A 24301-nucleotide genomic window follows, 5' to 3' on the forward strand; every position below is an offset into this window, starting at 1 on the left:
TACCTTTTTGTTTATAATATAAATTATAAATATTGTTTGAAATTTCAGATCCTTTCTAACACTTGAATCTAGAAGGTGCATTTTTTATATAAAATTGTAATTAATACGGGCTATGCATGCTTGTATATCCGTAAGTTCAAACGTCTTACATTTTTATAAAGGAGAAAAAATGAAAGAATGTATTGTTTTTATTACAAATATTATTAATGTATTACACGACGGATTGATTTACATTTTTTATTTAATAGGATTTTCTCTTTCAGATAAAGAACTTCACTTTTGGATCATTGGTATTATTGGACTGCTTACGTTTTTAAGCGTTTATATAATTTTTAAATTATTGTCAAAATGGAAATTTAGTATTACAGCTATTTCTTTTATCTATACCCTCACCGTTATGCTTGTCTTAGTTTTTGCGATTGAAATTCAGCAAGGAATTACCACTCGGGGCAATATGGAATTTGATGATGCCATAGCAGGCCTATGGGGATTTTTAGTATTTTTTAGTATTTATATCGCTTTTGCTTCTTTTTTTCTTTTAGCCAAGAAATTATTATCTTCAACCAAAGAGAAAAAAATAAATACCGAGGCCCCTACTCGGAGCCAAAGGCACGTTAATTAATTTCACTTCAGCTTCAAAACAACTTGATGAATTCGTATTCGATTATATCGTTGAACCAAAATAGCAACAATCGCATAAATAACCATACAAACACCTATAGACGGAGAGTTCCATATAAAAAAAAGAATTGAAGGAAGTATGCTGATCCAGTGAGTTAATTCCGCTCGATTTGTTTCAATTAAAAAAAGCTGGGCATATTCCTTCGTTCTGCTCTCCCATTTCTTTTTGTAAAACCCTCGTTTAAACAATTTTCCTGCATCAGGAAGCCACGTTTTCCATCGGTGTACCCCTAGTTTCTTAAATATCTCAACTGTTTCCCAGCTTCGAACCTTAAATAGCTTTCGGTTCTTTTTTAAATAAAAAGTAGAAATTTTTGTGCATCTGTAGGCGATTAACATGTGAATCACAAACCATGCAATGATATTAATTAAGAGCTGAGCACCTGTCATTTTATTACTTTCCTCTTTTTTTCTTCTATAAATACGCTGCGTTCTTTCCATTTAACTTTCTTTCTCACCGCTGTTTGGATGAAAGACCATACGAATAGGCACAGAAAGAACAGCACGTGAATAGGAAATAAGCACAAGGCATGCATAACTTGCAATTGCCAAGAGAGCATGTTGATCCCATAAAGTAGGCAAAAAAAGGACATAATTAATCATGCTAGTAAGTCATAAACTTACTAGAAATAAATAAATGGCTTCCGTCTTCCCTGCACCCGAAGCAAAACTTTTGCTCCATCCTCTTATAAGAGTCTTTATTCCTTTTGGATACATGCACATGGAAAGAGACCCTTGTCCACTCATACACGTAATAAACTCAACTTGTCTGTTCATTTTCTCAACCAGCGCCATATTTTCGACCACTTCTTTTTTTACCCCTTCATGTCCTCCGCTTTGAAAGTAGGAAGCTGCGCTGCAAAGCAAGCACTGTCCGAAACCGACAGAAGGACTTTTCCAATTCTTAAAGAGATGAAAAGCACCAATAGATGCAAACGTAATATAGTGAAATAAAGCAGAAAACATTTCATAAGGCTTCTTAACAATATGATACGGATGAACTGACAACACCCCCCCATGCTGTTGATAATAGAAAAATACTTTTTCAATTCCGTCTTTCTCTATCGTAATATCAGCATCTAAAAACAAAAGCACCGAGCCTTTTGCTTCTCTTGCTCCATTCCAGCATGCCCATGACTTTCCTAACCATCCAGCTGGAAGTGCACCAGGATGCACTACTTTTACGCCAAATGCTTTGGCTACCATCTCAGTATCGTCTGTCGAGTTGTCATCTACAACAATCACTTCAAAGGTAGCATTCTGTAGTTGAAGTGACTCTAACAAAAAGGTAAGGTTTCTCTCTTCATTTCTAGCTGGAATAATAATAGACAAACATGACATATTATTCTTTACTACTTTTACACGTTTAAATGTCGGGATCGTTATGACAAGCGTAGCTGTCAAAACAAGCCCAACCAGTAAAAAAGACATCCCTTTCTCCTTTCCTTCACGTATGAAATTTAGCGAACTGGACAAAATAAAAAGTTCTAGACCTATTTTTATTTTGCGTGAAGTCAGTTCATACACATTGTTGACAACTCGCTTTTGTTTTATAAAGAGGAAAAGAATTGAAAAAGAAAGTAATTGTTGTAGGCGCAGGTTTAGGTGGTCTGTCAGCTGATGGATATGATGTAACAGTGGTTGAAAAAAGCGAGCGAATTGGCGGAAAGTTAAATATTCGCAGCGGCAAAGGATTTTCTTTTGATACGGGACCTTCTATTTTAACAATGCCGTGGATGCTAGAGCAGCTGTTTGAAAGTGCAGGCCGCAATATACACGACTACTTAACAATAGAACGAATTGAGCCTCAGTGGAGAACGTTTTTCCAAGATGGAACACAAATTGATTTGACCAGTGACCTTCCCCGGATGCTTCAGCAGCTTCAAGAGCTTGCTCCAGAAGACATTGAAGGTTTTTTTGACTATTTATCTTATGCAAATAAAATGTACGAATCAAACTTAAAAAGTTTTTATAAAAAAAGTTTATCTGGACTGCATGATTAACGAACAATGCACACGGTAAAAGAACTGCTTCAAATGGATCCATTGAGATCTATGGACGCTACCAAAAGTAAATATTTTCCAAATGAACATTTGCGTCAATTATTTAATTTTTTAATTATGTACATCGGTTCTTCTCCTTATCATGCACCGGCCGTATTAACACAGCTTGCTCACGTTCAGCTAGGATTAGGTATTTATTACGTGAAAGACGGGATGTACAAGATTGCTGAAGCTATGAATAAACTTCTCCAAGAGCTTGACGTGACTGTACTCCTAAATACACCAGTAAAAGAAATCACGACGCGTGGAGCAAAAGCCACTGGAATTACACTAGAAAACGGCGAAAGTCTATCAGCGGATATTGTGGTATCTAATTTAGAAGCAATTCCAACTTACCGGTATTTATTAAAAAATCATGAGCAAGCAGTTGAGCAAACTCAGCAACTTGCAAAATTCGAACCTACTGTTTCTGGCCTTGTTCTTTTATTAGGAGTTAACAAACAGTATAAACAGCTTCAACATCATAATTTCTTCTTTTCAAAGAATCAAAAAGAAGAGTTTAATACTATTTTTAATAAAGGTAAGATAGCAATGGATCGGACAATTTACATTGGCGTATCATCTAAGTCAGACCCTACACAAGTCCCTGAAGGAAAAGAGAACCTGTTTGTTCTTACTCATGTACCTCCTTTAAAAGCAGGAGACGACTGGGCTGCATTAAAAGACTGTTACCGTGATATCGTATTAAAAGAACTTGAGGCAATAGGATTAGAAGGATTACGTTCAAGCATTGAATTTGAATATACGTTTACCCCTAATGATATACAAGAGCTTTACGGTGCTAACGGAGGGTCCATTTATGGTGTAGCAACTAACCGCAAGAAAAATGGAGGTTTTAAAATCCCCGCAAGAAGTCAGCTTCTCTCTAACCTTTATTTTGCAGGAGGCTCTACGCACCCTGGAGGCGGCGTGCCAATGGTTACCTTATCAGGTCAGCTTACAGCTGATGCAATTAATGAAGACTTTCAGATTCTTCGTATTCAAAAAGATATTGGATAATAAAAAAGTGCAGGAATTCCCTGCACTTTTTTTAAAAGTTCATTTTTGACTGTCCACCGTCTACGTTTAACGTCGCACCTACTATCCACGAAGCTCTGGAAGATGCTAAAAAAACAGCTGCGTTCGCCACTTCTTCCGCCTTTCCAAAACGTCCTGCTGGTATCTCATTTTCAACAAACTGTTTGATCTTTTCCGGATTTTCAGCCATTCTCTTTTTCCAATTTCCCGTCTCATGCAAAATGCTTCCCGGCGCAACTCCATTTATACGAATTCCTTTAGAAATCATTTCATCTGCAAAAGATTTTGTAAAGCTAATAAGTGCTGCTTTTGCGTTATTGTACGTGACTTTCCCTCCGCTTTCTCTTCCAAAAATAGACGTAATGTTAACGATTGCCGCACCTTTTTTCATATGTGCCGCTGCTAGTTTACTCAAATGGACAGCTGAAAAATAGTTTAGCTCCATCGCTTCTTGAAAAAGAGATAAATCTGTTTCCATTGTCGTGCTTCCATTACTTCCTCCAGCATTATTAATTAAAATATCAATGCTTCCGAAGTCGGTAACAAATTTTTCCATTAATGTAACTCTATCTCCTTCGTTTGTTAAGTCTGCTGTATATGTACGTACGCTTCCTAATTCTGATTGTGCATGCTGTAATGCTTCTTCCCCTCTTGCGGCGATTCCAACGTTTGCTCCTTCTTGAATAAACAAAGAAGCAATAGCTTTCCCAATTCCTTTTGATCCGCCGGTAATGAGTACATTTTTACTTTGCAACTGTAAATCCACAGGTATCCCTCCACGTAAAATGATAACTACTATACTTTCTATCATAGCCCACTGCGTCTTAAAATTAAAATCATATACTGTTTTACCTTTTTCTCCTTTTAAACTGCTGTGTTTTATGGATACGTTCTTTGAATTTATTGACAGAACCCTTGGCAAAAACGAGCCGTGACGTGATATAATGCTTTTTGGTGTAAATGTTTTCAAATTGGGGGTTTTTCAATGCAACAAACGTTTTCAACGTCTCAAAAAGTTAAACAGTTCATTTTTATTTTATTTCCGATATTGGTCACCCAATTTGGAATGTTTTCAATGACTTTTTTTGATACGATGATGTCAGGAAGAGTTAGTGCAGATGACTTGGCAGGGGTAGCAATTGGTTCAAGCTTATGGGTCCCTGTTTTCACAGGACTAAGCGGAATTTTAATGTCTATTACGCCAATTGTTGCACAGCTTGTCGGAGCTAATCAAAAGAAAAAAGTTCCGTTCTCCGTCATTCAAGGGCTTTACGTCTCCATTTTAATGGCCGCCGTTATTATTTTGATCGGCTTTTTTGTTGTTAGTCCTATTTTAAAAGGAATGAATTTAGAAGCAAATGTGCTGCGTATTGCCAAACAGTATTTAATTGCTTTATCTTTTGGTATTATTCCGCTTTTTATTTATACAGTGTTACGAAACTTTATTGATGCGTTAGGGCAAACTCGCACATCTATGCTTATCACAATTTTAGCGCTTCCGATTAACGTAGCTTTAAACTATGTATTAATCTTCGGCAAACTGGGTTTCCCTCACTTGGGTGGAGTAGGCTCTGGTTATGCAACGGCCGTTACGTATTGGTGCATACTTGTCGTCTCCATTGTGGTTATTCATAAAAAAGAGCCTTTTTCTAGCTTCGATTTATTCAAAAGATTTCACCGTATCTCTTTTTCTGCGTGGAAAGAAATATTAAAAATTGGTTTACCTATCGGTTTTTCGGTATTTTTCGAAACAAGTATTTTTTCGGCTGTCACACTGTTTATGAGCTCTTATAATACGATTACGATCGCTTCTCACCAAGCAGCTATTAATTTTGCATCATTTCTCTATATGATTCCATTGAGTATTTCGATGGCTTTAACCATTGTTGTAGGATTTGAAGCGGGTGCCAAACGTCACCAAGATGCCAGAAGCTATAGCAGAATCGGTATAACTATCGCTGTTGGTATGGCTTTTGTTTGTGCAGGTCTTTTATTTACTCTTCGAGAATCTGTAGCATCTTTATATACAAAAGATGGTGATGTACTCGCATTAACTTCTCACTTTTTGATTTATGCGATTTTCTTTCAGCTTTCTGACGCTCTTCAAGCTCCTATTCAAGGTGCTTTGCGCGGATATAAGGATGTAAATGTTACCTTTCTCATGTCCTTAGTATCTTATTGGGTAATTGGTCTACCTTTAGGGATTATTTTAGCAACATACACCGATTTGCAGGCGTTTGGATATTGGATTGGACTAATTGCGGGGCTCGCTGCAGGAGCCATAGGACTTGCGTATCGTTTAATAAAAATACAAAAAAAGCAGTTACTAGAGAAAAATAAATCTTCGCGAACAGCTTAATTAAAAAAAGAACGTTCTCAACAGAACGTTCTTTTTTGATTTAGACATGGGTTAATGTTCTTCCTTATACTAAGGCTTAAAGCTTCTTATTTATCTAAAGTACGCTCTAACTCTTGTAAAAGTTGTTCGGCGCCTTTTTTACTTAACACAACGTTTCCATTGCCAAATGTTAAGTTTTCACGCGTAATTTCCCCAGTTACTAAGCAAGCACCATACGGGCTGTACTTTTGTAAAATAATAATATCTTCATCAACATATATTTCTACTGGATCACCTGTGTTGATATTTAAGATACGGCGCAATTCAATTGGAATTACTACGCGACCCAATTCATCTACTTTTCTTACAATCCCTGTAGACTTCATAAAATCCATTCCTTTCATAGTAAACAAATAATATCTTTTCGATACAAATCTAGTCAAATTCGTTAGAGTTGCTAAAACCAAAATGCCTCAATGATGGTCTGATAACGGTTTATAAGTTCTTAAAATATGGCAAATAACGCATTAAATAGATTTATATACACTTTGTATCATATCAATTCGTACACTATTTATGAATAGTGCATAATCTTTAAAATCGAATCTATCCATATATGTTAAAAGTGTGTATTCTATCCATAATATAACTATATATCCATCTTTTACACTACTTTGTACCCATTTTATAACTTTTTTTCCGACACAAGACGACAAAATCAGCTATAGAAAAAACGTGCCTTTTCTAACTAAAGACACGTTCATTTAGAGCCAAAGTTATCACGGATAGCTTTTTGAATCATAGCTTCACACCGCTCTAGCTCTACTTTTAATTGTTTTTTATATAATTTGGCTTTCTCTTCTCCCTCATTTGTAAACGTATAATAAACCACTTCCTGAAGCTTCATTCCTTCTTTTTTACGCTTAACCTGTTTGAGGACACCGTCTTCAATCAAGTCATGAAGAGCTTTGTATACTTCAGAATGATTAGGTTTGAATCCAAAAGGTCGAAATTCATCTCTTAAAACATCTAATAACCGAAGGCCATACAGACGCTCTTGTTCTGTCATCGTAATCATATATAATTTTAAGAAAGCACGTTGTTTTAATAGAAAACCACTGGATGTACGCTTTTCTCTCATCTCAACTTCCCCCTTCACATACTGGCTTTCATTCAAAATAATAGAAAGCTCTATACGTAATTATACTTTTTTTATTCTACATAATCCTTCTTTTTCACTCAAAATCTCTTTTTTTCCTCACATTTTTTCACTTATCTACACATTTTTCTCATTCTCTATAAGCAGGCATTGAATTTTCTTTTTTTCATATATATAGAAGGAATTTGCGTGAATATAAGGAGGGGGTCCTTTGAGTAAAAAGCATGAAGAAATTGATTGGGGTTCGATTCAACATAAGGTAGAAGATATGCTTGGAAATCATTTTTGGAGCGATTTAAATCACATCTTACCAAAACGATTTCCAAACGTCGACTTATATGAAACTGATAAAGAAGGTATTATCGTCGTTGAGGTTCCTGGACTACAGTCCACTAACGACATTCAAATCAAGTTGGACGCCAATATATTAACAGTTGAAGGGAACGTGCCTTATACTTATGAAGCATCCAAACAAAAGTTAAAGCTGAACGAACGTCATACAGGCGTATTTTCTCGCACAATCAAATTGCCTTTTCACTACACAGATGAACCTGTTCGCGCTAAGTACAAAAATGGATTATTAGAAATTCGACTGAATAAGATAGAAAATGATCAAACCATTGCTATCCAATTTGAAGATGATTAACTGCACGTAATAAAAACCCTTCTGGTAGCAGAAGGGTTTTTATTAGAGAGCTGAACTTAACACAATGTTTCCTTTTGGCCTCTTATTATTCGCATTTAGTTCTGAAGTAATAGCCATGACCTCCCGCTTTTTAGCCTATTCTTTTTGGCTCATCGTATAGACTATGTTCCGTTTCTATTTTTATCTGTTACAAAAGCACCTGCCGGATGAGACTTATTACCTTTTATGAGCCACACCTGGTAGACTTCATTCCTCTTTACGTTTTTAAAGTTGTTCGCTTGAATGATCACATTTAAATTCCCAGCTTTTTTCGCAAGTATTCACTGTTTCATTTCTGTAGGAGGAGATTGTTCCGGTATCAAATACTTAGATCTCCAAGAACTTCCTCGAGTTTTTTTCGTTCTTCTTGACAGCTTTGACAGTTCTTTAAGTGCATTTTAAAGTCTTTTTTCTCATGAGAAGTCAACTAACCATTATAGCCATCAATGAGTCATTATTATATAATCGATTTATCTTTGAATTTGGATTACTTTTACACCTTTTAAACGTACCTTTATTTTTCAAAAATGACAAATAATTATACTTTTTATTGAATAGGAGTGAAATCATTTCATGAAACATTTGATTCTTTTTGATGGCATATGTAACTTATGCAATAGCAGTGTTCAATTTATCATTAAACATGATGAACCAGCTTTGTTTTCTTTCGCTTCTCTTCAATCAGATTTCGGAAAGCAACAGCTAGCCTCTCACGGCTTACTTCCTGAGCAATTAGATAGTATTGTATATATCCACGGAAAACAACGATATGTAAAATCAACGGCTGCTTTAAAAATCGCCAAGCGCTTAGATGGACCTATTAAATTTTTATATGCTTTCATTATTATTCCTGCGCCTATTCGAGATATAGCATACGACTGGATCGCTCGCAACCGCTATAAGTGGTTTGGCAAACAACAGCACTGCATGCTTCCAACTTCTGATACGAAAAAGCGTTTTGTTGATGACTAAAAAAGTCTCGGAACATAACGAAAAATCCAGCTCCGAAGAGGAATATTTTTATGTTAAGAAAGTCCATTAATTAAAAAATCCGAACTAGTTCAACATTCTAATGAAAGAATGTTGAATGATAGTTCGGATTTTTTTAGTCAACCTATTTTTGTATCAGCTTTTTTAGCTTCCACCCATTGCTTTTTTATTCGTTGCTTCAATTGCCTGCTGAATTATGAAGGAAAAGTCTTGTTCTTGCATCACTTTTAACCCTTCGGCAGTAGCACCGCCTGGAGTGGTGACTTGCTCTCTTAAAGACGCAGGGTCTTTGGTTTCATGTAACATTTGCACAGAGCCATACATCATTTGAATAACTAAATCTTTAGCTGTTTTTTGGTCCACACCGTAAGCAGTAGTTGCATCAATTAACGATTCTGCAAAATAATACAAAAACGCCGGTGCACTGCCAGTTACAGCCGTTAGCTCATGCACTTCTTTCTCTGAACACTCATGCGCTTCACCAATTCCTTGTAAGATCATTTGAAGCACTTGCTTATGCTCTTTTGTCGCAAAAGTTCCAAGTGTATACAGGGACATCGATTGTCCAATCATAGCAGCTGTATTTGGCATAATCCAAGCGACAGGCGTGTCCTGTGGAAGATGATTTTCTAAGTAAGTCGGACCAATTCCTGCTGCTAACGTTACAATAAATTGTTGATCTAAACAAGTCGAAAGTTCCTTGAGAACGGAAGGGTGCGCCTCGGGAGGCATCGCTAAAATAATAACATCAGAATTGGCAACTTCTTGGCGCCAATTTTGCGTCGTTTGTACGCCATACGTTCTTTCAACTCGCTGTAATCGCTCGATATCTCCATTGTTTGACATCACTACTGCCTCGATACTGTCAGCGCTGCTTGTAACCAAACCAGCCGCTACGGCTTCAGCCATTCTTCCTGCTCCAATAAATAAAATTCGCTTTTTTTTCATCTGTTACTCCCAGTTATATGTCCAGAATTCTTCTCTTGTTAATAAACGTTCCATTTGAGGATAATCAGATAAGCGGTCAAAGTCAATTGCGCTCATCATTCCTTCTGTTTGAGAACGATGCGCTTTTAACGCTTCAATTTTTTTATCTTTCACCGCTGTTACATCAAAAATAACATCTGGTTCTCCAATATGTTCAATACGATCTTTTGAAAACGCATGACACCAAACAACCGGACGTTTTTCTTTTGGCATACGTTTTACCGCTTGAATCGTAGCTGCTCCCGTAGCATTATGGTCAGGATGTACCGCGAAGCCAGGGTAATGCGTTAAAATGTGAGTCGGCTTTACATCATTAATGATTTCTTCAATTTTATCTGCAAAAACATCGATATCAAGAAATTCTAATGTTTTATCACGAAGCCCTAGCATACGCAAGTCTTGAATATCCAAAACATTCGTTAAATCTAAAAGTTCCTTTTTTCGAATTTGAGGTAGAGTTTCACGGTTAGCAAACAGCGGTCTCCCCATATTGCGTCCCATTTCACCTAGTGTAACACAGGCATATGTAACGGGCGTTCCTTTTTGTCTAGCTTGCGTGATCATTCCTGCTGCTCCATATGCTTCATCGTCAGGATGCGGAAATACAATTAATAATCTCTCTTCCATGTCTTATTCTCCTCTCTTTTCTATTATGAAAACGGATGTTCACTTAATTGAAGGGCAACTGCTAAACGACCTTCAAAATCATGTCCAGCTAGAAGAAGTCGGCCTTCTTCATCGATTTCCCAATCTGTTAAACCCTCTGCATAAATCCATCCTAAGTCAATTTGAAGACCTACACGATAAGGACCTTCTCCCGTTATCTTTCCGTTTGAAATAGTGACTTTACCATTGCGAATAAAAGCCCCAACTGTCATTACTTTTTCATTTACGTGTGAAGCATATGCGCCGTTTGTTGTTTCAAGGTGTACATATACGTCTTTATTTAAAAATGTTTCTATTTTTTTTTGGACTGTTTCTTTATGAATTGGTTGCACGCTTGTTACTCCTTTCTCATGTTCATAAATTGTATTGTACTAAAAATCATGAGCGAATCCTAATGTTTAGTTCTAGACTTTGAATTTCTTTATTCCATCGTTCAGAATCATACATAAATGTAAATTCTTCCCATGTTAATGTATTGATTTCTTTAATATCTATAATAATTTCAGCGAGTTCACGACTAAGCATACCTAGTTCTTTTCCTTCTGCCAGCTTTTTTTTGTAACGATTAAAAGCTGGATCTAATTGCTCAATTTGTGCATAAATTTCATGGATAGAGCCATATTGTTGAATAAGAGGCAGTGCGGCTTTTTCTCCTACACCTGGAACACCAGGAATATTATCAGATTTGTCACCCAGTAATGCTTTTACGTCTACCCATTGACGAGGATGAATATTATATTCTTCTTGAAAGTCCTTAAAGCTATAAACAAGATCTCCAACCTGCTTTTTGGCAATAATTTGCGAAATATGTTGATCTAGGAGCTGAAGCAAGTCTCGGTCGTTGCTATAGATGTACCCTGGACTTTGCTTTTCCTTACTCCACTTGCTTGCAAGTGCTCCAATTAAATCATCTGCTTCATAAGAAGACAAAGACATTTGATAAATGCCTACTGTATCAAAAAATTGCTTTAAGGTTTCGTACTGCTGAATCAGCGGCTGAGGCAGCTCTGCTCTTGTTTGCTTATATAGTGCATATGTATCTTTACGTTTTGTATCCTCGCGCTTAACATCCCAAGCGACGAAAATATGACTTGGCTCATATTGGTGGATCAATGCATGCATTTTTTGAATCGTTACTCTCAGGGCATTCGTAAATTGACCCTTGCTGTTTCTTGTCAGCGCTGCTTCATCTCTGCCGTAAGAAGTAGCAAAATAACAGCGGCTTAATAAATTAAATCCATCAATTACTAATAGTGTTTCGTTCACATAGTCACGTCCTTTGAAAACTTTGCTCCTTTAGCTTTTAGAGCAAACATACTATAGCACTTGTTCTTTGCACACGTCAATGAAGTACAAAAAGCTCAAAACCTGCCCATTTTTTGCTCTCAATGTAAATGTAGTATAAAGATGTTAAATTGTTGTTATGATTTATTCGGTTGACTTTTAGAACTTTTGACTATCCTATAGAATGAGGATGAAAGATTAATCCTAAAATGAAGGTGAAAAAAGTGAATAAAAACACGATGATTAAAACACTAAAAATTATATCTGTTTTGTCGCTGCTCGCTTTGTTATTTATCATTGCTTATGATCGTTCCATGTCTACAACCATGATTATTTTGTTCAGTTCGCTCATTTTCTTTGTATTTGTACTTAGCGACTTTTTTTTCGATCGCAAGCCGTGGGGATTAAAAGGCCTTCAATTATATATATCACTGATGTTATTCATCATCGCCATTTTTGAAATGCATCAAGTTGTAAGTTCACTTTGCGTTATTTCTATTATGGCCTTACCAAAAGTTATTGACGAATTAGCTTAAGTGTAAAAAATAAATAATAAAATCCATGATCATTGTGATCATGGATTTCATTGCGTTTTGAGCAACTTTTCAGAGATGCGAAGAGCTTCTTCTATGCCAAATTTACGAACTAAACTGATAGCTTCCTTTATTTCTCTCTTTTTCAAATCATGTGTTGAATTTAAATTTAATAACACTTGAATAACAACTAAATCTCGCATCGTAAACATCATATTCTTTTTCATGTCTCGCTGAAATGTATACTGCTCTTTTAAGAGTCGTTCGCTTATAGCTAACACTTTTGACTCCGGAAGATGTAGCTGCGCTCCCGCTTCTTGACAAGACCATAATTTTTTCACTCGATCTTCAGTATTCATATTTGCAACTCGTGCATATGTAATATCGCTGTTTTCTTGACGAATCTCTATATCTTTTAACATTGGCTTTAGCACCGTTTTTCGCTTGGAGACTTTTTTCTTATCAACTTCTGTATTCCGGAGGACTTTGCCGTGAACGGTATAAATGTCGTATTCATTTTCTCTTTTTACATCCTGTTTATTGTATTTCGGAAAATAACCATTGACAAGCATCGTTCTCAGCATATCTAGTTCTTTTTTTAATCCATGAACTTCAATATATCCAACGGCGTGAATTTCTTTATGAAATTTTTTTGTGTTGCTAACGCCTTTTCCTGCAACGTGAGCTCTCACTCTTTCTGCTAGAGAACCGGTCGTTGTTCCAATATACAAAAGCCTGCCGGGTTCATCAAAGAAAAAATAAATGCCAGGGGCTGAAGGCAACTGTCCCATTTCTGCTGTACCTAGCAGCTTTTGCAATACCTGCATGACTGCTAAATCAATTTTTGCTGTCATTATTTTTGATAACCTTTTAACATTTCTTCATACACTTTTAGATGCGTGTACACAGTTTGAAGAAGCGGTACGTGTATAGACGATTTTTCAGCTAACTCTAGCAAATATCCTTGAAGGTGGTCTCCTTCAATTTGAGAACTCTTTTCCATATCACGCTGCATCGATGACTTCATGTCATACGTCATTTTGTCCATCGTATTCATATGCTGTTCAATAATCCCTTCAGCTAATGGTGCATCGTACGCCATCATAATATTTTCAACTTCTTTAAAAAGCTCTTGTACAAATTGACGCCCGCCTTTTGCCGCTAGCACTGGGCCAACAGGTGCGCGCATAAGAGTGGTCATGCCTGACATAACCGTAATAAATAAATACTTATGCCACATATCCTGTTCAATATATGAACTTTTTACAAACGAAGCTTTTGTACCACTGAACGCTTGCTCGATCCGTTGTAATCGTTCTGTTTCTTTTTGATTAAATTCACCGAATAAAAGTCGGTGCGCTGGACTTGTCTGAACGACATCTCCATCTTTGTTTAAAGTTGTTTCAATAAAGCACAGTCCCCCAATCACTTTTTCTTCCCCAAAAGCTTCTTGCAAAGGAATAAGGTGAGCCATACCGTTTAACAAAGGTACTACAACTGTCTGATCCCCTACAAAAGGACGTACATCCTCAATGGCTTGCTTAAGATGATAAGCCTTAGTTGTGAACAAAATAACATCATAAGATCCTTTCACCTCAGATTTTGTAATAGCTTGTACAGGTGAAGTAAAGTCACCGTGTACGCTTTTAATCACAAGTCCATTTTGCTCTAGCTCTTTTTTTCTACGTTCTCTGACAAGAAATGTAACATCCTCTCCTTTTTCCACAAGCCTGCCTCCAAAATAACCTCCAACGCCACCTGCACCTAAAACTAATATTCGCATAACTTTTGCTCTCCTTTTCTTTTTCTTTTATTGTAGCACAGCTAGTTTGAAATTTTATAATATTCTTATTTCATTATATTTTGAGTTTTTCACAAAAGATAACCATAGCGCTTTTAAAGTTGTTATAATAAATACAAAAAAGCACGAGAACTCACGCTTAGACATTTCCCCCTTCAATGGTTATACTATTTATCAACCCATAATCGGAAAAGTTTCGATTTAAACAATGTTATTTACATAGGAGAGACTAAAATGAAAACAGAAATCTACATTTTATCTGGATTTTTAGGCAGTGGAAAAACAACTTTACTTAAACAGCTGCTTCAGCAAGAAAAAGATCGCAACCGTAATATTGCAGTTGTGATGAATGAGCTTGGCCAAGTTTCGATTGACTCAAATGAAGTAGAAGAAGATACGCCGTTAAAAGAATTGTTAAACGGCTGCGTGTGTTGTACCATTCAAGGTCAATTTGAAACTCAGCTTCATTCACTTTTACAGGAGAACACATTGGATGCTATCTATATAGAAACAACCGGAGTTGCACATCCAGTCGAAGTATTGGATGCCTGTATGTCTCCTCTTTTTGCGCATCAAGTTATGATTAAAAGTATTGTCACCACACTCGATGCAACAAGATGGACAGAACGCGGTTCCTTAAGCATTCAACTTCAAAAACTCCTTCAAGAACAAGTAAAACATGCAGATGTGATTTTATTAAACAAAACGGACATGCTGTCTGAGTCGGAAAAGTCTTCCCTGCTTTTTGAAATTCAATCAATTAACGCTAGTGCAATGACATTATTAACGACATTTTCTCGTGTGAAACTTGATGTGATTCAAAAAGCTCAGCTGTCTCAAAAACAGCAGCATCATAAGGCTCATGTTGAAGATCACCTTCATTTGAAAACATTTGTATATGAGTTAAAAAAAAAGGTGGATCTTGAACTATTTGAAAATTGGCTGCGTCAAATGCCAGATACCATTTATCGCATTAAAGGCTATATGCGCTTTACTCATTCAAATGATACGTATTCGTTTCAATATTCATACGGCATGCCTCTATACATGAAAGAAATGATGAAGCTGCCCACCACTCTTGTCTTTATAGGGGAAAAACTCGATCACGACAAGATAAAACAAGAATTATTTAATCTTGAACAGCAATCCAATTAAAAATCCCGCTCTAGGCGGGATTTTTTTATTACTTATAAACACATGCATTTTGTACTCTCCGTAAAATTTCATACGCCCGATTTCCCGCTAATTCTGTCAATTCTTCAAATTTTTCATCTCTTTTCAAATCGAGTTCAATAATTTCTTTTGCCAGCTCAATAATCTCTTCTTTTTTTAATTGTTGGACAGCCATGTAAAACGCCCTTCCCTTTTAGAATTTATGTATATTCTCACATTTATTTTCTATTCATCGTTTTGAAAGCAAGTGATTAACCACAAGGCTTTATCCTGTCTGGTTAACCACTTGGGATCGAGTTAATTATTAGTTTATAGGACTCTTTTCCCTATTTCATTATTTATGTCATTTTTTCTCACACAGTAATTCAAAAACATAACATATATATGTTAGAATGTATTACATGTTATAATTTTTTGTATTTTTTTCCTTTGTAATAACATACTACTACGTACTCAGGGGTGAGGGAGATTGTCTACGAATGAAGCATCATATCGAGATAAAAAAGTCATGTCTATTGGGATTGTAAAAGAATTAACCGGTCTATCAGAAAGGCAAATTCGCTACTATGAAAAAAGAAGCCTGCTCTTTCCTGACCGAACCAATACGGGTATCCGGAAATATTCGTTTTCAGATGTCGAACGATTAATGGAAATTGCGGATCGCATAGAAGAAGGAGTCCAAACGAGTGAAATACGAACAGAGCTGGCTAAAAAAGACGAAGCGAGGAAAATGAAAGAAGTAAAAAACCAAATGCTTCAAGGTCAGTTGAACGCTCATTTCAAGCGAAAGCTATAAAGTATACATACGGTGACTTTTCCGTCTCCGTTTTTATTTCTTTACTGCAGACAAAAAAGCGCATATCCAAAGATATCCGCTTTTTTGTCTGTTAAGCCGAACGCCCTTTAAAGAATTTCGGCTGATGGGAACTCATGAATTTAGTTTTAGATAAAATGAACATAACCGATCCGCCCCAAATGAACAAAAAGGCAATCATCTCAACGCTAGAAAACGGTTCGTGATATACGAACACCCCTAATAAAAGCGTCATGGTAGGAGCAATATACTGTAAAAAACCGACCATCGATAACGGAATAAGCGGGGCCCCTTTAGCAAAATACAGTAGTGGCATAGCTGTAGCAACGCCGCCTCCGATTAAAAAAGCACTGAGATCAAGCGACTGAAGCGAAAAGCTTGAAGATCCTTTCGCTAAAAGAAAAATAAAATAAATAACTGCAATCGGTGCAACCATCATCGTTTCAATCGTTAATCCTACTTTTGCTTCTAATTGAATGGTCTTTTTTACAAGGCCGTACAAACCAAAGCTAAGTGCTAAGCTTAATGATACCCATGGAATATGCCCGTATGTAACTGTCATAACGATAACGCCTATAGCAGCCAATCCAACAGACGCCCCTTGCCAAAAATTAAGCTTTTCTTTTAAAACGACTATACCAAGCAAAATACTAACGAGCGGATTGATGTAATAACCTAGACTTGTTTCAATAATATGATTATGGTTAACCGCCCAAATGTAAACAAACCAGTTAATGCTGATAAGCACTGAAGCTACAAACAAAATAACCGCTTGTTTCGTATTACGAAATAATAAGCCAAGCGTCTTCTTGAAAGAACTCATTTGCTTTGTCACAAGCAAAAGTAAAAGCATAAAAATAAATGACCATATGACGCGATGAGCGAGTATTTCGTTCGCGTTCACCTCGCCAAGAAGCTTCCAGTAAAGCGGAAAAAGCCCCCACATGACGTAAGCGCTGGCTGTATAAACAATACCTGCTCGTTTAGAATCTTGATTCATTTCTCAACCTCTTTTCTTTATCCCTCTGTCTCTTATCATTATAGATGCATTTACCACTTTTTTATAGTTTTATTTTACTTATTGAAATAGCTCATAAAAAAACGATCGCTTTTAGCTCGATCGTTTTTTATACGTTATTTTTTAGGCTGTTTAAATACTTTGGCACTGCGAATATACTCTACATCTTGGACGTTTTCTCGCGCATTAGCGATTCGAGCGGCAGCAAAGAAATAATCGGATAAGCGATTTAAATACTGCAGCACTGCCGCATTAATTTTATGCTCACGCTGCACGCCAACAACAAGCCGTTCTGCGCGACGTGTAATCGTCCGGCAGATATGAAGCGTTGTCGCTGCAGGTGTGCCCCCAGGTAAAATAAAACGCTCAATGGCTGGCGCTTCCGACATATAGGCATCAATGCGCTTTTCAAGTACTGATATCATGTCATTTGTTACTTTGTACGGATGATCATCTTTTGCGAATGCTAAATCACTTCCACAGTCAAAAAGCTCATGTTGAATCGTAACTAGTTCTTCTTTTACATCTTTTAATGTTGTTTCATCCAATTGATAAATCGCTTGGCCTACAAAGCCATTTAACTCATCGATTGTACCGTATGCTTCCACTCGAATATCATCTTTATTTACTCTTCCCCCAATTAGGCTTGTCTGCCCTTTGTCCCCTGTTTTTGTGTAAATGTTCATCGTATTTCCTCCTTCATTCGATTCGCAATTCCGTACCAAATATGATCTACTTTCCGAGCATGTGCCGCTAAATGCTGATACGCATATCCACATTCATCTCTCCACTGCCGCTCTATTGGATCTAAAGGAACAATCCCTTTGCCGACTTCAGTTCCAATCACTATTAACTGTTCCCATATACCGCTGTCTATCCACTTCTGTATTAACTTTTTAACAGCAAGGTGTGGAGTCTCCAGCTCGCTATGTATTAATTCCTTAACATAGTGCTCAAATCCTTCTAGCACAATGTAACTTTCTTCGAACTCAAACACTGGTAAAACAGGGTCTTCATACAAGCAATGCCATTTTACCGACTCACCGGCATAATGCTGCTTCACCCATTTTCTTTTGCCGGTAAATGCACCGCCGAATACGAAATGCATGTTCTTCTCTCCTTTGCTTGTTTGTATGTACACGTTATTGAAAAACCTTCCCCATAAGAAAAAGAAACATCCCAAAGCGACGCTGTCTGTTTAAAATGCGACGCAATTAAACGTAAAGGTCCGCCGTGTGAAACAATAGCAATGTGACGCAATTGCTGAATGGCCGCTAAATCAATCGCTTCTTTCCACGCTTCCCAGACTCGGTTTGAAAAGCCTGAGAAGCTTTCGCCATTCGGAGGCGTATGTTCTGTCCAGTGATCAATCCAATTTCTATACGCCCTTATATCTTTTAAATCTTCATACGTCTTCTCTTCCCAATCTCCAAAATGCAGCTCGCGCCAATTTTCACTTTTAACCACCTGAGATTTTGGAAAAACAATTGAACTTGTTTCTAGCGCTCTTCTTAAATCACTGGAAATAACCAGCTGAGGTTCTAGAGAAAGCTCTTTTAATTCTTTTTTTCCTTCTATACTTAAAGGGGGATCACTCCACCCTATATATTTTTTTTGTTGATTTTCAAGCGTCATACCGTGACGAATACATGTGATAACCAAAGAATTATCCATAGAAACGTTTCTCCTCCTTCAATGGTTGCACCTATAACATCTCCTGTTACACCACCAAACTGCGAACGATAAAATCGTATCCACAGCCATAAAAAACAGGCAAAGAAAAGGATAATGAATTTATTGTCTATAAAAACAATGAGAATAGCAACTAAGAATAGACTCATGATCGTAAATGCATAAATAGACTGTTTGGTAACTCCTTTTTGAAAATAAGCAGCCAGTCCCGTATCTTTAGCCGGCTTATCTCTCATCAATAAGAAAGCTGCTCCAATTCTTGGAAGTGTAAAGACGATTACGCATGTCCAAATCGACAAAGAAGGAAGTGATGCTAATTCATAGATTGCACTAAAACGCAGCAGCAGCAGAACAATAAGAGAAAGAATAGCAAAAGACCCAACGTGCGGATCACTTAAAATCCGCAGTTTCTTTTCCTTTGATTGATGGGAAAAATACGCATCACTTACATCCATCCATCCGTCTAAATGAAGACCACCTGTTAAAACAAGCGGTAAAAGCAAAGCTAAAATACTACCAACAATTGTAGTGATAGGAAAACATTGAAGCAACTGTAAAAAGCTATAAAACATCAAACCTAGTAAAATGCCAATCCAAGGCAGTACAAAAAGTGAGCGTGCTGTTCTTTTTTCAGTCCATTGAACGGTTTTAGCCAGTGGTAAGATCGTAAAAAACTGGAGAGAGATTCGTAGTATAGCTATCCATTCTTTCATAGGTCTACACACTCCTTTCCTTTTTTAAAACGATACAGTCCTGCTTCTACACAAATAGCCACATCCGCTTTTTCTACAATATACTGATGCAATTTTCCCAACATCTGCATATAGCTATACGTCGGCTCTTCTAACACGCCAGCTTCAAACAGTTCATTAGATACTAGCACGATCGTTTGAGAATGCGCAAACAGCTTATTGAGCGCTTCTATCATATGACAAAAAACATACCGTTTTCCTTCTTTTGTTTGCCACCTTTTTTCAGTCAAAAAAAGCTCATTGGCAAGCCAGTTCGTGACACAATCCAAAAGTATAGCATCATCACTTTGAAGATTTGGTAGAACTTGCTGTAAATCTACAGACTTCTCTATTGTTACCCAAGGTATTTTCGCTGCTTGGCGTTCTGTTTGATGAAGCTGGATACGTTTTTGCATTTCCTTATCTGTTTGCCTGCTTGTAGCGATATAAACAGCGCGCTTTGTACAAAAGGTTTGAACCATGTTCTCCGCTGCACGTGATTTGCCGCTTCGAACGCCTCCGCTAATAAAGATAATCATATTTCATCGAGTCCTTGTTTGATTACTTTAAGTAAATAATTATTTTCTTCTTTTGTTTTCACAGCCAAACGGATATAACGTCCATTTAAAAATGGAAAGTTTTCGGTATGACGGGCTACCACGCCATGACTTGCTAAATAACCAAGCCACTCACGCGTTTTAATAGATGAGGGAACGCTGCAAAGATAATAGTTTGTTTGAGAAGGAGAGACTAAAAGCCCCCATTCCTCTAGTTGACTCAAGATCCGCTCCCGTTCTTGTTTAATATAATGTACGGTGTTTTTTACAAATTCTTTTTCACCTACACATATCATCCCTACTTGCTGCGACAATCCATTTACACTCCAAGGAGGCTGTTTTTTAGACATCTTACGAATAATCGCTTCATTTGCCAAAATATAACCAAGGCGAAGCCCGGCAATATTAAACATCTTTGTCATGGAACGCACAATAATGATATGCTCATAATCTAGAATAAGAGAATCAAATGAAGGCTGATGTTCGACAAAATCAATAAATGCCTCATCAATTATTAAGTATGTACCATAATGAGCAGCAGCTTTTACTACTCTCATCCATTCTTCATAATTATACATAACGCCCGTTGGATTATTTGGGTGACAAATCCACAGTACTTTTATGTACGGAAGAGTGCTCATAATCAACTCTACATCCCAATTCCATCCATTTTCCTCTACTAAAGGAACGTATGTCACTTCACATCCATAGGCTTTACTTGCTTGTTCGTATTCGACAAAAGTCGGCTGTACAATTCCTACTTTCTCTTCTGAAAATAAAGAAGCAATAAGAAAAAATGCTTCAGCGGCGCCATTTGTAGGCAACACTTGAGCAGCTGAAACACGATGAGCAGCTGAAAGTTTATTTTTTAGTTCTGTTACTTGGGGATCAGGATAACTAAACGCAGCATTCTTAAATTCGTTCCATTTTTCGTGAAGCACAGCTGGAGCTCCCAAAGGATTTGTGTTCACACTAAAATCTTTTATATGCGATAAATTCTTGGCCCCTATTGCTTTCAAAAAGACATTAGGGTTAGCCCCATGTGTAGGTAATAGCACTAATAACTCCTCCTAACAAAAGATATAATAACCAAGTAGCATAGACCGTCCTTTTCATAATGAAAACAGCTTGCTCAATATGACCGGCTTGCAGGGGAATGAGTGGTTCGCCCATCTTTGCACGATTAGATTCTATGCCTTTATATGTATTAAGCCCACCGAGTTGAACACCTAAAAGAGCAGCCACTGCACTTTCCCCGTATCCGCTATTTGGACTTGGATGCTTCTTAGCATCGCGTTTAATTAAACTCGTTACATGCCAAAGAGAATACTTGCTTTTTGCTACATTAACAGCGGTCATCACCACTGCAGTTAACCGACTTGGAATATAGTTTAATACGTCATCGGTTTTCGCACTAAAGTAGCCAAACAGAAAGTAGCGGTCATTTTTGTACCCAACCATTGAATCACATGTATTAATGGCTCGGTAAAAAAAAGCTAGTGCCCCTCCTCCTATAAATGCATAAAAAAGCGGAGCTGTAATACCATCACTTGTATTTTCAGCAACAGTCTCGACCGTCGCTCTGGCAATTTCTCCTTCTGACAAACGATCTGTATCTCGTCCCACAATCATGCTTACTTCATACCTAGCTTTCTCCATATCTCCTAGCTGAAGCGGCTTTTGCACCTTATAAGCAGCTTCACTTAAGGAACGAGTAGATATGGTAGTCGCAATCATTACGCCCTCTACCAAAACACCTGCTATAAAATGAACTTCGTACAAAGCATGAAGAAATAAGAAAGGGACAACTCCTGCTAGTACAACCATACTTATGACAAGAAGCAATCCTTTGAATCGTTTTCCTATACCTTTATTTAATCTAGAGTCCATCCAATAAATCCACTTGCCAAACCAACGCACAGGATGCGGCCAATTTTCTGGGTCGCCTATGATTCGATCAATTAGTAAAGCAATAGTCATAGCCGTCACGTGTGCAATCATCGCTTCTGTAATATTCATTTCTTCACCTCTTTTTCTTAAGTCCCTGCTCTAAGCTTATTTTCACCAGTTTGGCTACCGCTTGACCTAAAGCGGTCATAGAGCCTGCATATTCATATAATGGTCCTTGCTGAGACGCTGCAACTGAGATACTGTCCGTAGATGTTCCCGTAGCAATCGTCTTTGTAGATGGATCTATGACACCAAGTTGTGACAGCGTTTTTGTTTTGGCTTCTGTAGCCGCAATAAAAAGCTGTAAAAACGCAGCATCCGTAAGCGTTCCTTCCACGAAAAAAAACATATTAATTGTACCAGGAGAAGAATAGAACGGGACAGCTTCATCAGCTGTAATATCCACAGCGTTTCCTACTCCAGCTGTTATCACTGATGCTACTCTTACTCCGTAGCCCTCATAACAGTAAATCGCTCTTTCCTTTAACCAAACGGCTGTCATCAACCCTACGATTTGATCATGGCGTACCTTTTCCTTTATCAAATATTGCTCATACTCTAAAGAAGGAGTATCTGAACAGTAATCCTTGTGAACAAATCGATTATAAAAGGTGTCCGTTTCTGTAATACCTGTTCCTAAAACCCCTGAGCTGTATGTTTTATAAGAAGTCTCGGTTTTCATGATTAAAAGCTCAGGCCGTTCTTCAATTTTAAGATGTGAAAAGGGACCAATCCCCTTTTCAATTCGAACTGGAATATGGTCCCTTTTCTTATTTATTGTACACCTCAGGGTATACCGCTTTTGCTAAGTCCTCTAAGCCATCTACAATACGAGGTCCTAAGCGATTGATTTTGTTTGGATCAACCTTCTCAATGTTACCCTCTTTTACAGCAGTCATACTGCTCCAAGCGGGACGCTTCATAATTTCATTTTTATCTGCATCATACGTTGCTATAATAACGTCAGGGTTCAACTTCACAACCTGCTCTTCAGAAAACTTAACCCAACCTTCTTCACTAGCTGCTACGTTGTCAGCACCGATCATAGTAAGCATTTCGTTCATGAATGTACCTTTTCCTGTTGTATAAATCTCAGGAGCCCCTGATACTTCTATCCATACTTTTTTACGATCTTCTTTTGAAATCGTTTTTGCTTTTTTCTCAATTGAAGCTACTTTTTCTTTCATATCTTTAATTGTTTGATTAGCTTCTTTTGTTTTACCTGTTAATTTACCGATTTGCGTAATAGAATCATAAACTGTATCAAACGTCGTTGAATCTTTTACAACAAATACCGGAATGCCCGCGCTTTCAATTTGTTTAAATACTTCATCGGAAACGCCCATACTTGAAGCATGCGCTAGTACTAAATCCGGATTTAAAGCAATAACTTTTTCTGCATTAACGTTCATATCTCCCACCTGCGCTTTTTTCTTTACGCTCTTAGGATAATCATCATTGCTTGTTACACCAACTAATTCTTTTTCAAGGCCAAGGGCATATACAATCTCCGTATTACTTGGCATTAATGAAACAATTTTTTTCGGCTGTTTTTTTAACGTAATTTCTTTATCACGTGCGTCTTGTACCTTTACTGGAAATGCAGCTTGTGACGTTTGCGTTGTATCTTGCTTCGCTTTTTTATCACTGTTGCTTTGGTTGCCTGAACCACATGCTGCAAGGACGATGACTAACAGTGCAATAATGGAATACGAAAGCCATTTTTTCATCTAAATACTCCCCCTATATATTGTTCATTGTGAATACGAAACCTCTACTTTAAAGGAAAAGCAAATGACCATGCAAAATCCGGTTTTTCCACTTTGACTATGTACACTGCTCGTGGACGCTTCAAAATAAAAAAGCTTTACTTTCACTTGAAAGCAAAGCAGGGAACGTCAAGATAAGCAAGAAAAAATCCGTTTACTATACTTGATATGTATGTTCATTACCCTGCTTCACCTTTCCTCGAAGGTTTCACAGCTAACAATAAGGCAGGTTTCCTGACTTACGCACAAAGCGCTTACAGTGGCGGGACCGTGCTGGTTTTTCACCAAACTTCCCTTTTCACTCAATCTTTAAATTGAGACCTTATTGCTCTACGATTATTCACTTGTCCTAGTATACCCCACTCATCGAAAAATGGAAATAGCATTCCTCAC

General features: G+C 37.3%; 29 protein-coding genes, 1 pseudogene and 1 riboswitch. Of the genes and pseudogenes, 8 read left to right on the top strand and 22 right to left on the bottom strand.

The features are described 5' to 3' along the window. Positions 1–169: 169 nt before the first annotated feature. The gene (locus ACLHDF_RS17110; protein WP_413919909.1) at positions 170–622 is read left to right on the top strand and encodes a hypothetical protein; all 453 of its coding nucleotides are present in this window, start codon (positions 170–172) and stop codon (positions 620–622) included. A 2-nt stretch (positions 623–624) separates the two neighbouring features. On the opposite strand, the gene ACLHDF_RS17115 is transcribed toward ACLHDF_RS17110, so the two are convergent. After that, positions 625–1122 (bottom strand): glycosyl-4,4'-diaponeurosporenoate acyltransferase, encoded by a 498-nt coding sequence (locus ACLHDF_RS17115; RefSeq protein WP_413919910.1) that lies wholly within the window; start codon positions 1120–1122, stop codon positions 625–627. 171 nt (positions 1123–1293) lie between these two features. Next, positions 1294–2112, bottom strand: a complete 819-nt coding sequence (locus tag ACLHDF_RS17120) for a glycosyltransferase (protein WP_413919911.1) — start codon at positions 2110–2112, stop codon at positions 1294–1296. 137 nt (positions 2113–2249) lie between these two features. On the opposite strand from ACLHDF_RS17120, the pseudogene ACLHDF_RS17125 reads away from it, so the two are divergent. Continuing rightward, positions 2250–3743: pseudogene (locus ACLHDF_RS17125) on the top strand (phytoene desaturase family protein). 31 nt (positions 3744–3774) lie between these two features. Here ACLHDF_RS17125 and ACLHDF_RS17130 read toward each other — a convergent pair. Then, positions 3775–4527, bottom strand: coding sequence for an SDR family NAD(P)-dependent oxidoreductase (locus ACLHDF_RS17130; protein ID WP_413919912.1), 753 nt, complete (start codon positions 4525–4527; stop codon positions 3775–3777). 219 nt (positions 4528–4746) lie between these two features. On the opposite strand from ACLHDF_RS17130, the gene ACLHDF_RS17135 reads away from it, so the two are divergent. Next, positions 4747–6120, top strand: coding sequence for an MATE family efflux transporter (locus ACLHDF_RS17135; protein ID WP_413919913.1), 1374 nt, complete (start codon positions 4747–4749; stop codon positions 6118–6120). Positions 6121–6206: 86 nt separating this feature from the next. On the opposite strand, the gene ACLHDF_RS17140 is transcribed toward ACLHDF_RS17135, so the two are convergent. Continuing rightward, positions 6207–6485, bottom strand: a complete 279-nt coding sequence (locus ACLHDF_RS17140; RefSeq protein ID WP_413919914.1) for an AbrB/MazE/SpoVT family DNA-binding domain-containing protein — start codon at positions 6483–6485, stop codon at positions 6207–6209. Between the two features lie 374 nt (positions 6486–6859). Beyond that, positions 6860–7240, bottom strand: a complete 381-nt coding sequence (locus ACLHDF_RS17145; RefSeq protein WP_013056721.1) for a helix-turn-helix transcriptional regulator — start codon at positions 7238–7240, stop codon at positions 6860–6862. A gap of 229 nt (positions 7241–7469) precedes the next feature. Here ACLHDF_RS17145 and ACLHDF_RS17150 point away from each other — a divergent pair, with 229 nt between their 5' ends. After that, positions 7470–7904, top strand: coding sequence for an Hsp20/alpha crystallin family protein (locus ACLHDF_RS17150; protein WP_413919915.1), 435 nt, complete (start codon positions 7470–7472; stop codon positions 7902–7904). A gap of 612 nt (positions 7905–8516) precedes the next feature. Further along, on the top strand, positions 8517–8915 hold the full coding sequence (locus ACLHDF_RS17155) for a thiol-disulfide oxidoreductase DCC family protein (protein WP_413919916.1): 399 nt from the start codon (positions 8517–8519) through the stop codon (positions 8913–8915). 162 nt (positions 8916–9077) lie between these two features. Here ACLHDF_RS17155 and proC read toward each other — a convergent pair whose 3' ends face one another. The 4 genes from proC to ACLHDF_RS17175 are packed head-to-tail and all read right to left on the bottom strand — an operon-like array spanning position 9078 to position 11852. Further along, complete coding sequence (gene proC, locus ACLHDF_RS17160) at positions 9078–9881, bottom strand: pyrroline-5-carboxylate reductase (RefSeq protein ID WP_413919917.1); 804 nt, start codon at positions 9879–9881, stop codon at positions 9078–9080. A gap of 3 nt (positions 9882–9884) precedes the next feature. Next, positions 9885–10547, bottom strand: coding sequence for a bacillithiol biosynthesis deacetylase BshB2 (gene bshB2, locus ACLHDF_RS17165; protein WP_413919918.1), 663 nt, complete (start codon positions 10545–10547; stop codon positions 9885–9887). A 23-nt stretch (positions 10548–10570) separates the two neighbouring features. Continuing rightward, the gene (locus ACLHDF_RS17170) at positions 10571–10918 is read right to left on the bottom strand and encodes a YojF family protein (protein ID WP_413919919.1); all 348 of its coding nucleotides are present in this window, start codon (positions 10916–10918) and stop codon (positions 10571–10573) included. 46 nt (positions 10919–10964) lie between these two features. After that, positions 10965–11852: a 5'-3' exonuclease gene (locus tag ACLHDF_RS17175; RefSeq protein WP_413919920.1), complete on the bottom strand. Its 888-nt coding sequence runs from the start codon at positions 11850–11852 to the stop codon at positions 10965–10967. Positions 11853–12094: 242 nt separating this feature from the next. Between ACLHDF_RS17175 and ACLHDF_RS17180 the strand changes: the two genes are divergently transcribed. Beyond that, the gene (locus ACLHDF_RS17180; RefSeq protein ID WP_413919921.1) at positions 12095–12406 is read left to right on the top strand and encodes a hypothetical protein; all 312 of its coding nucleotides are present in this window, start codon (positions 12095–12097) and stop codon (positions 12404–12406) included. Positions 12407–12453: 47 nt separating this feature from the next. Here ACLHDF_RS17180 and ACLHDF_RS17185 read toward each other — a convergent pair whose 3' ends face one another. Beyond that, positions 12454–13257 (bottom strand): GIY-YIG nuclease family protein, encoded by an 804-nt coding sequence (locus ACLHDF_RS17185; protein ID WP_413919922.1) that lies wholly within the window; start codon positions 13255–13257, stop codon positions 12454–12456. After that, complete coding sequence (gene panE / locus ACLHDF_RS17190; RefSeq protein WP_413919923.1) at positions 13257–14186, bottom strand: 2-dehydropantoate 2-reductase; 930 nt, start codon at positions 14184–14186, stop codon at positions 13257–13259. Before panE ends, ACLHDF_RS17185 begins: the two co-directional genes overlap by 1 nt. A gap of 252 nt (positions 14187–14438) precedes the next feature. Between panE and ACLHDF_RS17195 the strand changes: the two genes are divergently transcribed. Next, positions 14439–15359 carry a CobW family GTP-binding protein gene (locus tag ACLHDF_RS17195; RefSeq protein WP_413919924.1) on the top strand — a complete coding sequence of 307 codons (921 nt, stop codon included), beginning with the start codon at positions 14439–14441 and terminating at the stop codon, positions 15357–15359. 28 nt (positions 15360–15387) lie between these two features. Here ACLHDF_RS17195 and ACLHDF_RS17200 read toward each other — a convergent pair whose 3' ends face one another. Next, the gene (locus ACLHDF_RS17200; RefSeq protein ID WP_413919925.1) at positions 15388–15552 is read right to left on the bottom strand and encodes a hypothetical protein; all 165 of its coding nucleotides are present in this window, start codon (positions 15550–15552) and stop codon (positions 15388–15390) included. A 294-nt stretch (positions 15553–15846) separates the two neighbouring features. Here ACLHDF_RS17200 and ACLHDF_RS17205 point away from each other — a divergent pair, with 294 nt between their 5' ends. Beyond that, complete coding sequence (locus ACLHDF_RS17205; RefSeq protein WP_413919926.1) at positions 15847–16173, top strand: MerR family transcriptional regulator; 327 nt, start codon at positions 15847–15849, stop codon at positions 16171–16173. A 91-nt stretch (positions 16174–16264) separates the two neighbouring features. Here the strand turns inward: ACLHDF_RS17205 and rarD are convergent, their stop codons facing one another. The 10 genes from rarD to ACLHDF_RS17255 form a co-directional block, all read right to left on the bottom strand. Beyond that, positions 16265–17191, bottom strand: coding sequence for an EamA family transporter RarD (rarD, locus tag ACLHDF_RS17210; protein WP_413919927.1), 927 nt, complete (start codon positions 17189–17191; stop codon positions 16265–16267). 134 nt (positions 17192–17325) lie between these two features. Continuing rightward, positions 17326–17895 carry a cob(I)yrinic acid a,c-diamide adenosyltransferase gene (locus tag ACLHDF_RS17215; protein WP_413919928.1) on the bottom strand — a complete coding sequence of 190 codons (570 nt, stop codon included), beginning with the start codon at positions 17893–17895 and terminating at the stop codon, positions 17326–17328. After that, positions 17892–18317 carry a bifunctional adenosylcobinamide kinase/adenosylcobinamide-phosphate guanylyltransferase gene (locus ACLHDF_RS17220; RefSeq protein WP_413919929.1) on the bottom strand — a complete coding sequence of 142 codons (426 nt, stop codon included), beginning with the start codon at positions 18315–18317 and terminating at the stop codon, positions 17892–17894. The genes ACLHDF_RS17215 and ACLHDF_RS17220 overlap by 4 nt, the downstream gene beginning before the upstream one ends. Further along, on the bottom strand, positions 18269–18883 hold the full coding sequence (locus tag ACLHDF_RS17225; protein WP_413919930.1) for a histidine phosphatase family protein: 615 nt from the start codon (positions 18881–18883) through the stop codon (positions 18269–18271). The genes ACLHDF_RS17220 and ACLHDF_RS17225 overlap by 49 nt, the downstream gene beginning before the upstream one ends. Next, positions 18841–19614 (bottom strand): adenosylcobinamide-GDP ribazoletransferase, encoded by a 774-nt coding sequence (cobS, locus tag ACLHDF_RS17230; protein WP_413919931.1) that lies wholly within the window; start codon positions 19612–19614, stop codon positions 18841–18843. The genes ACLHDF_RS17225 and cobS overlap by 43 nt, the downstream gene beginning before the upstream one ends. Beyond that, entirely contained in the window at positions 19611–20171 is a 561-nt protein-coding gene (locus tag ACLHDF_RS17235) for a bifunctional adenosylcobinamide kinase/adenosylcobinamide-phosphate guanylyltransferase (RefSeq protein ID WP_413919932.1), read from the bottom strand. The genes cobS and ACLHDF_RS17235 overlap by 4 nt, the downstream gene beginning before the upstream one ends. After that, positions 20168–21247: a threonine-phosphate decarboxylase CobD gene (cobD, locus tag ACLHDF_RS17240; protein WP_413919933.1), complete on the bottom strand. Its 1080-nt coding sequence runs from the start codon at positions 21245–21247 to the stop codon at positions 20168–20170. Before cobD ends, ACLHDF_RS17235 begins: the two co-directional genes overlap by 4 nt. After that, positions 21222–22208, bottom strand: coding sequence for an adenosylcobinamide-phosphate synthase CbiB (cbiB, locus tag ACLHDF_RS17245; RefSeq protein ID WP_413919934.1), 987 nt, complete (start codon positions 22206–22208; stop codon positions 21222–21224). Before cbiB ends, cobD begins: the two co-directional genes overlap by 26 nt. A 4-nt stretch (positions 22209–22212) precedes the next feature. Next, positions 22213–22821, bottom strand: coding sequence for an adenosylcobinamide amidohydrolase (locus ACLHDF_RS17250; RefSeq protein WP_413919935.1), 609 nt, complete (start codon positions 22819–22821; stop codon positions 22213–22215). 88 nt (positions 22822–22909) lie between these two features. Continuing rightward, positions 22910–23869, bottom strand: a complete 960-nt coding sequence (locus ACLHDF_RS17255) for an ABC transporter substrate-binding protein (protein ID WP_413919936.1) — start codon at positions 23867–23869, stop codon at positions 22910–22912. A gap of 245 nt (positions 23870–24114) precedes the next feature. Further along, a riboswitch (cobalamin riboswitch) is annotated at positions 24115–24248 on the bottom strand. Between the last annotated feature and the right edge of the window lie 53 nt (positions 24249–24301).

Origin of the sequence: Priestia megaterium (genome assembly GCF_046599315.1) — a bacterium.
Classification (GTDB): Bacteria; Bacillota; Bacilli; order Bacillales; family Bacillaceae_H; genus Priestia; species Priestia megaterium_F.

Bases quoted from the DNA above. Each gene is read 5' to 3' on its own strand.
- ACLHDF_RS17215 (WP_413919928.1), bottom strand. From the start codon at position 17,895: ATGAACATTTACACAAAAACAGGGGACAAAGGGCAGACAAGCCTAATT.
- ACLHDF_RS17255 (WP_413919936.1), bottom strand. From the start codon at position 23,869: ATGAAAAAATGGCTTTCGTATTCCATTATTGCACTGTTAGTCATCGTC.
- ACLHDF_RS17185 (WP_413919922.1), bottom strand. From the start codon at position 13,257: ATGACAGCAAAAATTGATTTAGCAGTCATGCAGGTATTGCAAAAGCTG.
- ACLHDF_RS17115 (WP_413919910.1), bottom strand. From the start codon at position 1,122: ATGGAAAGAACGCAGCGTATTTATAGAAGAAAAAAAGAGGAAAGTAAT.
- ACLHDF_RS17225 (WP_413919930.1), bottom strand. From the start codon at position 18,883: ATGGATAATTCTTTGGTTATCACATGTATTCGTCACGGTATGACGCTT.
- ACLHDF_RS17110 (WP_413919909.1), top strand. From the start codon at position 170: ATGAAAGAATGTATTGTTTTTATTACAAATATTATTAATGTATTACAC.
- proC (WP_413919917.1), bottom strand. From the start codon at position 9,881: ATGAAAAAAAAGCGAATTTTATTTATTGGAGCAGGAAGAATGGCTGAA.
- ACLHDF_RS17155 (WP_413919916.1), top strand. From the start codon at position 8,517: ATGAAACATTTGATTCTTTTTGATGGCATATGTAACTTATGCAATAGC.
- ACLHDF_RS17120 (WP_413919911.1), bottom strand. From the start codon at position 2,112: ATGTCTTTTTTACTGGTTGGGCTTGTTTTGACAGCTACGCTTGTCATA.
- ACLHDF_RS17195 (WP_413919924.1), top strand. From the start codon at position 14,439: ATGAAAACAGAAATCTACATTTTATCTGGATTTTTAGGCAGTGGAAAA.
- ACLHDF_RS17135 (WP_413919913.1), top strand. From the start codon at position 4,747: ATGCAACAAACGTTTTCAACGTCTCAAAAAGTTAAACAGTTCATTTTT.
- ACLHDF_RS17235 (WP_413919932.1), bottom strand. From the start codon at position 20,171: ATGATTATCTTTATTAGCGGAGGCGTTCGAAGCGGCAAATCACGTGCA.
- panE (WP_413919923.1), bottom strand. From the start codon at position 14,186: ATGCGAATATTAGTTTTAGGTGCAGGTGGCGTTGGAGGTTATTTTGGA.
- ACLHDF_RS17220 (WP_413919929.1), bottom strand. From the start codon at position 18,317: ATGCATTTCGTATTCGGCGGTGCATTTACCGGCAAAAGAAAATGGGTG.
- bshB2 (WP_413919918.1), bottom strand. From the start codon at position 10,547: ATGGAAGAGAGATTATTAATTGTATTTCCGCATCCTGACGATGAAGCA.
- ACLHDF_RS17250 (WP_413919935.1), bottom strand. From the start codon at position 22,821: ATGAAAACCGAGACTTCTTATAAAACATACAGCTCAGGGGTTTTAGGA.
- ACLHDF_RS17200 (WP_413919925.1), bottom strand. From the start codon at position 15,552: ATGGCTGTCCAACAATTAAAAAAAGAAGAGATTATTGAGCTGGCAAAA.
- ACLHDF_RS17140 (WP_413919914.1), bottom strand. From the start codon at position 6,485: ATGAAGTCTACAGGGATTGTAAGAAAAGTAGATGAATTGGGTCGCGTA.
- cbiB (WP_413919934.1), bottom strand. From the start codon at position 22,208: ATGAATATTACAGAAGCGATGATTGCACACGTGACGGCTATGACTATT.
- ACLHDF_RS17145 (WP_013056721.1), bottom strand. From the start codon at position 7,240: ATGAGAGAAAAGCGTACATCCAGTGGTTTTCTATTAAAACAACGTGCT.
- cobS (WP_413919931.1), bottom strand. From the start codon at position 19,614: ATGAAAGAATGGATAGCTATACTACGAATCTCTCTCCAGTTTTTTACG.
- rarD (WP_413919927.1), bottom strand. From the start codon at position 17,191: ATGAATCAAGATTCTAAACGAGCAGGTATTGTTTATACAGCCAGCGCT.